12 protein-coding genes and 1 rRNA gene are annotated in these 12,839 nt (G+C 71.2%); 9 read left to right on the top strand and 4 right to left on the bottom strand.

Going from position 1 to position 12,839, the window contains the following annotated elements; genetic code table 11:
* Positions 1–45 precede the first annotated feature (45 nt).
* The gene (locus ACWGO8_RS00065; RefSeq protein WP_452041146.1) at positions 46–1,032 is read right to left on the bottom strand and encodes an NAD-dependent epimerase/dehydratase family protein; all 987 of its coding nucleotides are present in this window, start codon (positions 1,030–1,032) and stop codon (positions 46–48) included.
* 65 nt (positions 1,033–1,097) lie between these two features.
* A complete protein-coding gene (locus ACWGO8_RS00060) occupies positions 1,098–1,385 on the bottom strand; it encodes a hypothetical protein (RefSeq protein WP_452041145.1) in 288 nt (95 codons plus the stop codon).
* Between the two features lie 451 nt (positions 1,386–1,836).
* Here ACWGO8_RS00060 and argC point away from each other — a divergent pair, with 451 nt between their 5' ends.
* From argC to ACWGO8_RS00025, 7 genes are read left to right on the top strand one after another with little or no spacing between them, the layout of a single operon-like run.
* Entirely contained in the window at positions 1,837–2,880 is a 1,044-nt protein-coding gene (argC, locus tag ACWGO8_RS00055; protein WP_452041144.1) for an N-acetyl-gamma-glutamyl-phosphate reductase, read from the top strand.
* Positions 2,877–4,028 carry a bifunctional glutamate N-acetyltransferase/amino-acid acetyltransferase ArgJ gene (argJ, locus tag ACWGO8_RS00050; protein WP_452041143.1) on the top strand — a complete coding sequence of 384 codons (1,152 nt, stop codon included), beginning with the start codon at positions 2,877–2,879 and terminating at the stop codon, positions 4,026–4,028. The genes argC and argJ overlap by 4 nt, the downstream gene beginning before the upstream one ends.
* Before the next feature lie 50 nt (positions 4,029–4,078).
* Positions 4,079–5,005 carry an acetylglutamate kinase gene (gene argB, locus ACWGO8_RS00045; protein WP_452041142.1) on the top strand — a complete coding sequence of 309 codons (927 nt, stop codon included), beginning with the start codon at positions 4,079–4,081 and terminating at the stop codon, positions 5,003–5,005.
* On the top strand, positions 5,002–6,210 hold the full coding sequence (locus tag ACWGO8_RS00040) for an acetylornithine transaminase (RefSeq protein ID WP_452041141.1): 1,209 nt from the start codon (positions 5,002–5,004) through the stop codon (positions 6,208–6,210). The genes argB and ACWGO8_RS00040 overlap by 4 nt, the downstream gene beginning before the upstream one ends.
* A 34-nt stretch (positions 6,211–6,244) precedes the next feature.
* Positions 6,245–7,174, top strand: coding sequence for an ornithine carbamoyltransferase (gene argF / locus ACWGO8_RS00035; RefSeq protein ID WP_452041140.1), 930 nt, complete (start codon positions 6,245–6,247; stop codon positions 7,172–7,174).
* Positions 7,174–8,658: an argininosuccinate lyase gene (gene argH / locus ACWGO8_RS00030; RefSeq protein ID WP_452041139.1), complete on the top strand. Its 1,485-nt coding sequence runs from the start codon at positions 7,174–7,176 to the stop codon at positions 8,656–8,658. Before argF ends, argH begins: the two co-directional genes overlap by 1 nt.
* A gap of 8 nt (positions 8,659–8,666) precedes the next feature.
* Positions 8,667–9,287, top strand: coding sequence for a DNA-3-methyladenine glycosylase (locus tag ACWGO8_RS00025; RefSeq protein ID WP_452041138.1), 621 nt, complete (start codon positions 8,667–8,669; stop codon positions 9,285–9,287).
* A 28-nt stretch (positions 9,288–9,315) separates the two neighbouring features.
* Here the strand turns inward: ACWGO8_RS00025 and ACWGO8_RS00020 are convergent, their stop codons facing one another.
* Both ACWGO8_RS00020 and ACWGO8_RS00015 read right to left on the bottom strand, forming a co-directional pair.
* Complete coding sequence (locus ACWGO8_RS00020; RefSeq protein ID WP_452041137.1) at positions 9,316–9,921, bottom strand: hypothetical protein; 606 nt, start codon at positions 9,919–9,921, stop codon at positions 9,316–9,318.
* A gap of 74 nt (positions 9,922–9,995) precedes the next feature.
* Positions 9,996–10,649 (bottom strand): DNA-binding protein, encoded by a 654-nt coding sequence (locus ACWGO8_RS00015; RefSeq protein WP_452041136.1) that lies wholly within the window; start codon positions 10,647–10,649, stop codon positions 9,996–9,998.
* A 160-nt stretch (positions 10,650–10,809) separates the two neighbouring features.
* Between ACWGO8_RS00015 and tyrS the strand changes: the two genes are divergently transcribed.
* Both tyrS and ACWGO8_RS00005 read left to right on the top strand, forming a co-directional pair.
* Positions 10,810–12,111, top strand: coding sequence for a tyrosine--tRNA ligase (gene tyrS / locus ACWGO8_RS00010; protein WP_452041135.1), 1,302 nt, complete (start codon positions 10,810–10,812; stop codon positions 12,109–12,111).
* A gap of 544 nt (positions 12,112–12,655) precedes the next feature.
* Positions 12,656–12,839 (top strand): 16S ribosomal RNA (locus tag ACWGO8_RS00005); the annotation flags it as partial.

Here is a 12,839-nt window from a genome sequence, read left to right as displayed (position 1 = left end):
CAAGACCAGCGATGCGCAGCGCGCTGCGCTCCTCGACTTCCGGGCTCAGGCTCCGTAGCGGTCGATCAGCCGGTCGAAGGCCGCATCGAGTTCGGCGTCGACCTCGCGACGCGAGGCGTCGGCGTCGTGCCAGTCCACGATCTCCTGCGCGCCGCGCCAGAACGGGATGACGGCGCGGTACTCGGGCACGAGCGACTTCACCTTGGCGTTGTCGAAGATCACGGAGTGAGCCTTGTCGCCGACGAGACCCGGTCCCTCGTCGGGGAGCTCGCGAGCGATCGCCTCGCTCGCGATGTGCACCGGCCGGAACTCCGCGCGGGCCGCGCGAGCGAGCACCGCGCCGATCTGGTCCCACGTGAGCGCCTCGTCCGACGTGATCTGGAACGCCTCGCCGACGGCCCGCTCGTTGCCGAGCAGGCCGGTGAAGGCCACGGCGAAGTCCCGCGTGTGCGTGAGCGTCCAGAGGCTGGTGCCGTCGCCCTGCACGACGACCGGCTTCCCTCGTCGCATCCGATCGATCGCCGTCCAGCCGCCGAGAAGCGGCACGAGGGTCGCATCGTAGGTGTGCGAGGGGCGGACGATGGTGGCCGGGAAGCCGCGTTCGCGGTAGGCCGCGACGAGCAGGTCCTCGCTCGCGATCTTGTCGCGCGAGTACTGCCAGTACGGATTGCGCAGCGGCGTCGACTCGGTGATCGGCAGGTGCCCGATCGGCTTCTGGTACGCGGATGCCGAGGAGATGTAGACGTACTGGCGGCAGCGCCCCTCGAACAGCTCGAGGTCGCGAGCGACCTGGTCGGGCGTGAACGAGCGGAAGTTCGCGACGACGTCGAACGTCTCGCCGCCGATCGCGGCGGCGATCGACGCGGGGTCGCCGGCATCGCCCGTGAGGTGCCGCACGCCCTCGATGCGCGGCCGCGTCGTGCTCGTGCCGCGGTTGAGCAGGGTGAGCTCGTCGCCGCGGGCGATCACGCGCGCGCTCGACGCCGAGCTGATGATGCCGTTGCCGCCGATGAACAGCACGCGCAGGGACATGGGTCCTCCTCGTCCGACGAGACCGACGACGCCGACGCGGTCGTCGACCCGAGCCTAGGCGAGTCTCAGCTGCACGGAGCGAACCCGACGAGCCCGCGCTCGACGTCGTACACCACGGTGTTCCGGAAGTATGGGACCAGTCCCGGGTTCACGAACGCCTCGTCGCCCTTCGACGCGACGCCGACCAGGTCGTTGCCCGGGACATCGCCCGCCGGGAACTCGAGGTGGAACCCGTTGTCGGGTTCGGTGCCGTCGGCGGTGAGCCAGAAGACCACGTCGTCGCGAAGCCGCTTGCGGTCGGCCGTGAGGAGTGCGTCGGGGATCTTGATCGCGCTCCCGTGCTCGTGCAGCACGGTCGTCGGGTCGCCCGTGTCGAGGATCGCGTTGCTCTCGAACGGGTAGACGGGCGTCGCCGCCGTTCAGCGAGTAGTGCCCGGCGAGCACCTGCTGCGAGTACGTGGGGAGTCCGCTGTTCGGGAGCTGCGGCAGGACGGCGAACAGGCCGTTCACCTGCGAAGAGCGTGGTCGGTGACGCGCATGGGCACGGTGCCTCGGGCCGGCGGTGCCCACGCGCGTCACGGGATGACGCGTCGAATTGCATCGGCGCGATGCCGCTCGATAGGGTCGTGGGCATGTCCACCGCTCGGATCGACCGCTCCGCACGCCTCGCGCGTGGCGTCGAGCGCGGCCTCCGACGTCGTGGCGTCCGCCGAATCCCGGCGACCCCTGCAGCGGCCTGAGCGGCCGGTCTCGCGGGGCGTCGCCGGACCATCGCCCCGACCCCGCAGACCCTAAGGTGGATTCATGACGTACTCCGTCGCCGTTTCCGGCGCGTCCGGCTATGCCGGAGGGGAGATCCTCCGTCTCCTCGCCGATCACCCCGACTTCGAAGTGCGCACCGTCACGGCGCACGCGAACGCCGGCCAGCCGCTCGTCGCGGTGCAGCCGCACCTCCGTGCGTACACGCACCTGACGCTCCAGGCGACGAGCGCCGAGACGCTCGCCGGCCATGACGTCGTCTTCCTCGCGCTTCCGCACGGGGCATCCGGTGCCGTCGCCGCAGAACTGCCGGACTCGACGCTCGTCATCGACTGCGGCGCCGACCACCGGCTCGAGCGCGCGTCCGATTGGGCGGCCTTCTATGGCGGCGACCACCACGGCGCCTGGAGCTACGGCGTCCCCGAGCTGCCGCGCCTGTCGGGCACGCAGCGCGACCGCCTCGCGCGGGCCCGCCGCATCGCGGCCCCCGGCTGCAACGCGTCGACCGTCGCGCTCTCGCTCGCCCCCGGCATCCGCGCGGGCGTGATCGAGGACCGCGACCTCGTGTCGGTGCTCGCGGTCGGCCCCTCCGGCGCCGGCAAGAGCCTCAAGGCGCACCTGCTCGCGAGCGAGATCCTCGGCTCCGCGAACCCGTACTCCGTCGGCGGCGTGCACCGCCACATCCCCGAGATCGCGCAGGCGCTCCGCTGGGCGGGCGCGTCCGAGCCCACCATCTCGTTCACGCCCGTGCTCGTGCCGATGTCCCGCGGCATCCTCGCCACGTCGACGGCGCGCATCGTGCCGGGCACGGATGCCGCGACGGTGCGTGCCGCGTGGGAGGACGCGTACGCCGGCGAGCAGTTCGTGCAGCTCCTGCCGCCCGGGCAGTTCCCGCGCACGGCCGACGTGCTCGGCGCGAACACGGCTTTGCTCGGCCTCGCGGTCGACGAGGCCGCCGGCCGCGTGGTCGTCGTCGCGGCCGTCGACAACCTCGTCAAGGGCACCGCGGGCGCGGCGATCCAATCGGCCAATATCGCCCTCGGCATCACCGAGTCGACCGGCCTCCCCGTGAACGGAGTCGCACCGTGACCGTCACCGCACCCGCCGGCTTCGAGGCCGCGGGCATCGCCGCCGGCATCAAGCGCTCGGGCGCCCTCGACCTCGCCGTGATCGTGAACCGCGGACCGTCGAACGCGGCCGCGGCGGTCTTCACGTCGAACCGCGCGAAGGCCAACCCCATCCTGTGGTCCGAGCAGGCGATCGTCGACGGGCAGGTCGCCGCGATCGTGCTGAACTCGGGCGGCGCGAACTGCTTCACCGGCCCCGAAGGCTTCCAGGTCACGCACCGCACCGCCGAGGCGGCGGGCGCCGCGCTGGGCGTCGCGTCGGGCGACGTGCTCGTCTGCTCCACGGGGCTCATCGGCGAGCAGCTCGACGGCGAGGTTGTCGAGGAGGGCGTGCTCTCGGCGATCGCCCGGCTCACCGCGGAGGGCGGCGAGGACGCGGCGCGCGCCATCATGACGACCGACACGACGCCCAAGACTGTGGTCGTCGAGGGCGACGGATGGCGCGTCGGCGGCATCGCGAAGGGTGCGGGCATGCTCGCGCCGGGGCTTGCGACGATGCTCGTCGTGCTGACGACCGACGCGCTCGTGCCGGCCGCCGGCCTCGACGAGGCGCTGCGCGCCGCGACCCGCGTGACCTTCGACCGGCTCGACTCCGACGGCTGCATGTCGACGAACGACCAGGTCACGCTCCTGGCATCCGGGGCGTCGGGCGTGACGCCCGATCCTGCCGCGTTCGCCGAGGCGGTGACCGAGGCGTGTCGGTCGCTCGCCCTGCAGCTCCAGGCCGACGCCGAGGGCGCGAGCCACGACATCGCGATCGAGGTGCACGGCGCCGTGACCGAGGACGACGCGGTCGAGGTCGGTCGCTCCGTCGCCCGCAACAACCTGTTCAAGGCGGCGATCTTCGGCAACGACCCGAACTGGGGCCGCGTGCTCGCCGCGATCGGCACGACGCAGGCGCCGTTCGATCCGTACCTCGTCGACGTGTCGATGAACGGCGTCCGGGTCTGCCACGCCGGCCGGCCCGACGCCCCGCGCGAGCAGGTCGACCTCACGCCGCGGGCGACGCACGTGCTCATCGAGCTGCACGCGGGCGAGGCATCCGCCACCATCTGGACCAACGACCTCACGCACGACTACGTGCACGAGAACAGCGCCTACGCGAGCTGAGCATGACCGACCCTTCGACGAGCTCAGGGACCACCCCTTCGACAGGCTCAGTGACCGACACTTCGACGAGCTCTGGGACCGAGGTCCCCGACGCCCTCGACGCTGACAGCGCCCACGCCAAGGCGCAGGTGCTCATCGACTCGCTGCCGTGGCTGCAGCGGTTCCACGGCGAGACCATCGTCGTGAAGTTCGGCGGCAACGCGATGGTGAGCCCCGAGCTCCAGCGCGCGTTCGCCGAGGACATGGTGTACCTGCGGTATGCGGGCATCAAGCCCGTGGTCGTGCATGGCGGCGGCCCGCAGATCTCGTCGATGCTCACGCGGCTGGGCATCGAGAGCGAGTTCCGCGGCGGCTACCGGGTGACCACGCCCGAGGCCATGGAGGTCGTGCGCATGGTGCTCTCGGGACAGGTGAATCGTGAGCTGGTCTCGCTCATCAACCGGCACGGCCCCCTCGCGGCGGGCCTCTCCGGCGAGGACGCGGGCTTGTTCACCGGACGCCGCCGCGGCGCGGTCGTCGACGGCGCGGAGGTCGACCTCGGGCTCGTGGGCGACGTCGTCGCGGTCGACCCCGCGGCCGTGCACGCGCAGCTCGACGCCGGGCGCATCCCGGTCGTGTCGTCGATCGCGCCCGACGCCGCCAACCCCGGCCAATCCCTCAACGTGAACGCCGACTCCGCCGCGGCATCCCTCGCGGTCGCCCTCGGTGCGGCGAAGCTGGTGATCCTCACCGACGTCGCCGGCCTCTACCGCGACTGGCCGAATCGCGACTCGCTCGTGTCGGTCATCGACGTCCAGGAGCTCATCGCGCTCCTGCCGCACCTCGAGTCGGGCATGATCCCGAAGATGACCGCGTGCCTCGAGGCCGTCGAGGGCGGGGTCGCGAAGGCGGCCATCATCGACGGCCGTATCCCGCATTCGATCCTGCTCGAGGTGTTCACCCGGTCGGGCATCGGCACGGAGGTGGTGCCCGCATGACCGACATCGACGTGCTCGACGACTGGCAGGGCCGCTTCGACCGGCGCATCATGCGCTCGATCGGCATGCCGCTCGCGAAGCTCGACCATGGGAAGGGCGCTCGCGTCTGGGACGACACGGGGCACGAGTACCTCGACTTCCTCGCGGGCATCGCCGTGAACTCGCTGGGCCACGCGCATCCGGTGTTCGTTGAGGCGGTCACTGCGCAGGCGTCCCGGCTCGCGCACGTTTCGAACTACTTCACGACCGAACCCGCTCTCGAGCTCGCCGAGCGCCTCACCCGGCTCGCCGGCGCAGGGGAGCACGGCCGCGCGTGGTTCGGCAACTCCGGCGCCGAGGCGAACGAGGCCGCGTTCAAGCTCGCCCGGCTCAACAACTCGGGCGGAGCCCGCTCGCGGGTCGTGGCGCTCGTCGACGGCTTCCACGGCCGCACCATGGGCTCGCTCGCACTCACGGGCAAGCCGCACATGCGCGAGGCGTTCGAGCCGCTGCCCGGCGGCGTCGAGCACATCCCCGCGACGGTCGAGGCGCTCGAGGCGACGATCGACGAGTCGGTCGCCGCGCTGTTCGTCGAGCCGATCCAGGGCGAGGCCGGCGTGGTCGAGCTGCCCGACGGCTTCATGGAGGCCGCGCGCGAGCTCACCGCGCGGCACGGCGCGCTCCTCGTCGTCGACGAGATCCAGACGGGCGCCGGACGCACCGGCCAGTGGTTCGGGTTCCAGCACGCGGGCATCACACCCGACGCGATCACGGTCGCGAAGGGCATCGGCGGCGGCTTCCCGATCGGCGGGCTGGTCACGTTCGGTCGTGCATCCTCGCTCTACTCGAAGGGCCAGCACGGCTCGACCTTCGGCGGCAACCCGCTCGCCACGGCCGTCGCCAACGCCGTGCTCGACGAGATCGAGACGACCGGGCTCGTCGAGAACGCCACCGTGCGCGGGACCCAGATCCGCGAGCGCGTCGAGGCCATGGACTCGCCGCTGGTCACGGGCACCCGTGGCCGCGGCCTGCTCCTCGGCGTCGCCCTCTCCGAGCCGGTGGCCATGCCCCTCGCCGCCGAGGCGATGCGCGCCGGACTCATCGTCAACGCCGCGAACGACTCGACCATCCGCATGGCGCCGCCGCTCAACATCGGCGACGCCGAGGTCGACGAGTTCGCCGACAAGTTCTCCCTCGCACTCGACGCCGTCGCGTCGCGTCGCTGACCTCCCCGACCCGTCCCGACACGAACGGAACCGCATGACCCGCCACTTCCTCCGCGACGACGACATCACGCCCGCCGAGCAGGCCGAGATCCTCGATCTCGCCGAGCGACTGAAGGCCGACCGCTGGGGCACGAAACCCCTCGCCGGGCCCCAGACCGTCGCCGTCATCTTCGACAAGTCGTCGACCCGCACGCGTGTGTCGTTCGCGGTCGGCATCGCCGACCTCGGCGGCTCCCCGCTCATCATCTCGACCGCGAACAGCCAGCTCGGCGGCAAGGAGACCCCGTCCGATACTGCCCGCGTGCTCGAGCGAATGGTGTCCGCCATCGTCTGGCGCACGTACGGGCAGGCCGGCCTCGAGGAGATGGCCGCCGGCACCACCGTTCCCGTCGTCAACGCGCTCTCCGACGACTTCCACCCGTGCCAGCTGCTCGCCGACCTGCTCACGATCCGGGAGCACAAGGGTGCTCTCCCAGGCCTGACCGTCACGTTCCTCGGCGACGGCGCCTCGAACATGGCGCAGTCGTACGTGCTCGCGGGCGTGACCGCGGGCATGCACGTGCGCGTCGCCTCGCCCGACGAGTTCGCGCCCGCGGCATCCGTCGTGGCCGATGCCGACCGCATCGCCGCGTCGACCGGCGGCTCCGTCACGCTGTACACGGATGCCGCGGAGGCGGCCTCGGGCGCCGACGTCATCGTCACCGACACCTGGGTCTCCATGGGCAAGGAGGACGAGAAGGCGCACCGCGTCGCGACCTTCGGCGCCTACCGGGTGGATCGCGAGCTGATGTCGCTCGCGGCATCCGATGCGGTCTTCATGCACTGCCTGCCCGCCGACCGCGGCTACGAGGTGACCGCCGACGTGATCGACGGCGAGCAGTCGATCATCTGGGACGAGGCGGAGAACCGCCTGCACGCCCAGAAGGCGCTGCTCGTGTGGCTGCTCGACCGGAAGGACGCGTGATGACCGACGCACCCGGCACCGGCGGCGCGAGCGGCCCTGACGGCAGCACCGCCGAGCACGGCACGAACGAGGGGGCGCTCTGGGGCGGCCGCTTCGCCAGCGGCCCGTCGCCCGAGCTCGCCCGACTCTCGAAGTCGACGCACTTCGACTGGCAGCTCGCGCCGTACGACCTGGCCGGCTCCCGCGCGCACGCCCGCGCGCTCGCCGCGGCGGGCTACCTGAGCGACGACGAGCTGGGCACGATGCTCGCCGGCCTCGACACCCTCGAGGCGCGGGTCGCGTCGGGCGAGATCGTCGCGGCCGAGTCCGACGAGGACGTGCACGGCGCGCTCGAGGCGGCCCTCATCGGCATCGTCGGACCCGAGCTCGGGGGCAAGCTCCGCGCCGGCCGCAGCCGCAACGACCAGATCGCGACGCTCGTGCGGCTCTACCTCAAGGAACACGCGGCCGTCATCGGCCAGCAGCTCGTGCACCTGGTCGACGCGCTCGCCTCGCAGGCCGACGCGCACCGCACCGCCGTCATGCCGGGCCGCACGCACCTCCAGCACGCGCAGCCCGTGCTCCTCGCGCACCACCTGCTCGCACACGGCTGGGCCCTGTCCCGCGACCTCGAGCGGCTCGTCGACTGGACGAAGCGGGCCGACGTGTCGCCCTACGGTGGGGGAGCGCTCGCCGGGTCCACGCTCGGCCTCGACGCGGCATCCGTCGCCCGGGACCTCGGCCTCGCGGCGCCGGCCGAGAACTCGATCGACGGCACCGCGAGCCGCGACGTCGTCGCCGAGTTCGCGTTCGTCGCGGCGATGATCGGCATCGACCTCTCGCGCATCGCCGAGGAGGTCATCCTCTGGAACACGCGCGAGTTCGGCTTCGTCACGCTCGACGACGGCTACTCGACCGGCTCGTCGATCATGCCGCAGAAGAAGAACCCCGACATCGCCGAGCTCGCGCGCGGCAAGTCGGGCCGCCTCATCGGCAACCTCACGGGCCTCCTCGCCACCCTCAAGGCGCTGCCGCTCGCGTACAACCGCGACCTGCAGGAGGACAAGGAGCCGGTGTTCGACTCGGTCGAGACGCTCGAAGTGCTGCTGCCCGCCTTCACGGGGATGATCGCCACGCTCGAGTTCCACACCGACCGCATGGCCGAGCTCGCGCCCGCCGGCTTCTCGCTGGCGACGGATGTCGCGGAGTGGCTCGTGAAGCGCCACGTCCCGTTCCGCGACGCCCACGAGATCACCGGGGCACTCGTGCGTTACGCCGAGGAGCACGACCTCGAGCTCGACGCCGTCGACGACGCCGCGCTCGCGGCGATCTCGCCGCACCTGACGCCCGACGTGCGCGAGGTGCTGACCGTCGAGGGCTCGGTCGCGAGCCGTGACGGCATCGGCGGCACGGCGCCCGTGCGGGTGGACGAGCAGTTCGCCCGGCTCACCGACCGCGTGCGGCACCTCGTCGCCGGCCTGCCGGCCACGGGGCGCGGTCGCTGAGCGAGCGGATGTCGGACGCCCTCGTCGCCGTCGGACGCGAGTGGTTCGCGCGCGACTCCGTCGAGCTCGCGCCGCTCCTGCTCGGGGCGGTCCTCGCGCACGACACCGAGGAGGGCCGCGTGGCCATCCGCCTCTCCGAGGTCGAGGCGTACCGGGGCGTCGGCGAGGACCCCGGCTCGCACGCGTTCCGCGGGATGACCCGGCGCAACGCGGTGATGTTCGGCGAGGCGGCGCACCTCTACGCGTACTTCACGTACGGCATGCACACGTGCCTCAACGTCGTCGCGGGGCACCCCGGGTCGTCGTCGGCCGTGCTGCTGCGCGGGGCCACGGTAGTCGAGGGGATCGAGCTCGCACGGCGGCGGCGGCCTGAGGCATCCGACCGCGACCTGGCTCGTGGACCCGCCCGGCTCGCGGTCGCGCTCGGCGTGCCGCTGTCGGCGAGCGGCGACGACCTGCTCGCACCGCCCTACGCACTCGAGGTGCCGACGCAGCCGCAGCCGTTCGAGTCGGGCCCGCGCACGGGCGTGAGCGGTGCCGGCGGGGGAGCGGCGTTCCCGTGGCGGTTCTGGATCCCCGGGGAGCCGGGCGTCTCGCCGTACCGCCGGCACGCCCGCTCGGACGACTGACGCGCGGAGCGATCCGCCGCCGAACGACTCAGCGCAGCGCGAGGTGCACGACGAGTGCGGCCGCGCACGCCCAGATGAGGCTCGCGAACGTGCCGATGATGAACCGCTCGCGCGCCTCGGGCGCCTCGAGCTCGGTGAACCGGCCGACGCCCTTCACGGCGACGACGATCGCGAGGCCCTCGGGGAAGCCGGCGATGATGGTGCCCGCGGTCGCGATGCGCTCGAGGAAGCCGATCGTGAGCCCGCCTCTCAGCACCTCGCGGCGCACTCCCGTCGTCACGCCCTGGCGCTGCTCCGCGGGGGTCGGCCGCTCGGCGACGATGATGCCGCCGTGGATGCCGGGCGCCACCGTGCCGCCCATCGCGAGGTTCAGGGCCGTGGCCGCGGCGGGGCTGCCGCCGAACACGGCCGCCGTGAACGCGAGGATCGTCACGAGCGGCCCGAACCCGGTGCGCCCGGTCGGCTCGGAGATCGAGGCGGCCGCGAGCAGTGCGACGCCGAGCGCGCCCGCGGCGAACCACACGAACGCGGGCCGCGGACGCAGGAACGCGAGCACCGAGAGGGCCGTCGCCGCCGTGAGGAACAGCAGGAGCGCCGACCAGGAGATGGCATCGGCGACGGCGACGAGGTTCACGGTGCTCCCTTCCGAGCGGCGACCGGGTGGGCGCGGCTTCGAGCAGTGTAGCGAGGCCCCGCCGGATGCCGCGGTCACTCCGCCGCGGCGGTTCCCGATTCGCCGGCGAGCTCGGTGGGGAGGCCGGAATCGAGCTCGGCGTCGAGCTCGGCGAGCAATCGCTCGAGGACGGGGCGCGCCTCCTCCTCGGCCCGCCACATGGCGGCCTTCAGGCGGGCGCTCACCGCGGCCGGGCTCACGTCGAGGAGCGCGGCGGCCTCCTTCTGCTGGTGGCCGGCGCGCATGAGCTCGACGACCTCCCAGCCGGGCTCGGTGCGGCGCTCGCGGAGCAGCAGGAGGAGCCGGACGAGGGCCTCGAGGTCGGCGGCCGCTCGCGGGTCGCCCTCGGCCCGCAACGCGAACCGTCCGTCGGCGCGCTTCGCGGTGCCGACGGCCTCGCGCGCCGCGATGAACGCCGAGCCGGAGGCCTTGCGGGCGGCGTCGGGCAGGGGCATCCGGATGCCGCCCACGCCCAGCCCGACGCTCCACCGGCCGATGCGCGTGGCGTCGAGCACGATCGCGAGGGCCGTGCCGGCGGAGCGGGTGACGAGCTGGATCTCGTCGCCGGCGGTCTGGTCGGCCGGGAGCACGAGCTGGTCGGCGTACCGCTCGGTGAGCACCTCCACGAGCGCGCCGGTGCGATCAGCGTCGCGTCGGCTGGCGACCTGGTCGGCGGTGATGACGAACACTACGGCCCTCCTCTCGATGGCCTTCAGGTCGCGGGCTTGAATCGCGGCGATCAATGACTCGGCCTGAACTTCGTGTGATCAAGGATACAGACTTGAGAGCATGAGATCAAGGATGTGCCCTGAAGTCGTCGGTACCCGTCCCGCTGATAGCCTTGCTGGCGTGTCAGACCCCGAGATCCTCGCTTCCCAGCAGAACGACGCCTCATTCGAAGACGTCTGGGAGGAGCTCGTCTGGCGCGGCCTCGTGCACGTCTCGACCGACCAGGCTGCGCTGAAGGAGCTCCTCGCCGGCGAGCCGATCACGTACTACTGCGGGTTCGACCCCACCGCGCCGAGCCTCCACCTCGGCAACCTGGTGCAGATCCTCACCATGCGACGCCTCCAACTGGCCGGCCACAAGCCGCTCGGTCTCGTGGGCGGATCGACCGGTCTCATCGGCGATCCACGCCCGACCGCGGAGCGCACGCTGAACACGAAGGAGACCGTCGCCGAGTGGGTCGGCTACCTCCGCGGGCAGGTCAGCCGCTTCCTCTCAGGGGAGGGCGACAACGCCGTGCGCATGGTCAACAACCTCGACTGGACGGCCGGACTCTCGGCCATCGACTTCCTGCGCGACATCGGCAAGCACTACCGCGTGGGCACGATGCTCAAGAAGGACGCCGTCGCGTCCCGCCTGAGCTCCGACGCCGGCATCAGCTACACCGAGTTCAGCTACCAGATCCTGCAGGGGTTCGATTACCTCGAGCTCTTCCGGCTGTACGACTGCCGCTTGCAGACCGGCGGCAGCGACCAGTGGGGCAACCTCACGAGCGGCACCGACCTCATCCATCGCGTCGAGGGCGAGCACGTGCACGCGATCGGCACGCCGCTCATCACGAACTCCGACGGCACCAAGTTCGGCAAGAGCGAGGGCAACGCCATCTGGCTGGATGCCGCGATGTGCAGCCCCTATCGCTTCTACCAGTTCTGGCTCAACACCGACGATGACGACGTGATCTCGCGGCTCAAGGTGTTCACCTTCCTGAGTCGAGCGCGCATCGAGGAGCTTGCCGAGCTCGTCGAGCGCGAGCCGTTCAAGCGCGAGGCGCAGCGCGTGCTCGCGCATGAGGTGACGACCCTGGTGCACGGGCCGGATGCCACGGCGGCCGTCCTCGCGGCCTCGCAGGCGCTCTTCGGCCAGGGCGATCTCACGGTGCTCGATCCCGACACGCTCGAGTCGGCGCTCCGTGAGCTGCCGAACACGACCACGTCGCCGAACGCCTCGATCGCGCAGCTGCTCGCCGACACCGGACTCGTGGCGAGCCAGAGCGAGGGCCGACGCGCGATCGCGCAGGGCGGCGTCTCGCTCGACAACGTGCGCGTCGACGACGAGACCGCGACCCTCGAGGGCCGCGTTCCACCCGGCGGCATGGCCGTGCTCCGCCGCGGCAAGAAGACCCTCGCCGGCGTCTTCGTCGAATAGCCGACGGATGCCTCGGCCGGAGGCCCCGATCGTTTCCCAGTGGGGGGAGCGATCGGGGCTTCGTCGTCCTCGGGGGCGAGTGCCCGGATCCGCGGAAATCCGGGGTTCCGAAGCGCGACACGCCCGGGATGCAGCGCCGAGTTGCACGACCCCCACGATCGACGTAATGTATTCATCTGTTGCCCCACAGGAGCGAGAGAGCGACAGGGTTCATCAGGACCCAGCCTCTCGGCCTCAAGCGGCACGAAGATCCCAAGCCTCGAAGAGCATCTCTTCGCAGAGCTTGAAGCATCCGGAACCGTCCTCATGGGATGACCGGTTGAGAACGAAACAGCTCCGACTGATCGGCCCCACGGGGTCCTGACGTCGGGTGCGTCCGTTCCTTGAGAACTCAACAGCGTGCACTATGTTCAATGCCAATTTTTGAACCCCGACCCTGCCTTTTGGTGGGGTGGGATTCCTTTGGATTGATGGACAGTCAGTATTGATTGTCTTGTCAGTCAGAGATCAACTCTTGACCGGCCTTCGGGTTGGTTGAACATTTTTTTTGGAGAGTTTGATCCTGGCTCAGGACGAACGCTGGCGGCGTGCTTAACACATGCAAGTCGAACGATGAACTGGCAGCTTGCTGCTGGGGATTAGTGGCGAACGGGTGAGTAACACGTGAGTAACCTGCCCTGGACTCTGGGATAACCCCGAGAAATCGGAGCTAATACCGGATAGGACCC

It is taken from the genome of Agromyces sp. NPDC055661 (assembly GCF_053618135.1).
Note: the sequence above shows the minus strand (reverse complement) of the source record. Positions and strands in the feature narration are given on the sequence as shown.

Excerpts from the sequence above, each read along its gene's own strand:
- ACWGO8_RS00065 (WP_452041146.1), bottom strand. The coding sequence starts at position 1,032 with ATGTCCCTGCGCGTGCTGTTCATCGGCGGCAACGGCATCATCAGCTCG.
- argF (WP_452041140.1), top strand. The coding sequence starts at position 6,245 with ATGACCCGCCACTTCCTCCGCGACGACGACATCACGCCCGCCGAGCAG.
- ACWGO8_RS00040 (WP_452041141.1), top strand. The coding sequence starts at position 5,002 with ATGACCGACATCGACGTGCTCGACGACTGGCAGGGCCGCTTCGACCGG.
- argH (WP_452041139.1), top strand. The coding sequence starts at position 7,174 with ATGACCGACGCACCCGGCACCGGCGGCGCGAGCGGCCCTGACGGCAGC.
- ACWGO8_RS00025 (WP_452041138.1), top strand. The coding sequence starts at position 8,667 with ATGTCGGACGCCCTCGTCGCCGTCGGACGCGAGTGGTTCGCGCGCGAC.
- argC (WP_452041144.1), top strand. The coding sequence starts at position 1,837 with ATGACGTACTCCGTCGCCGTTTCCGGCGCGTCCGGCTATGCCGGAGGG.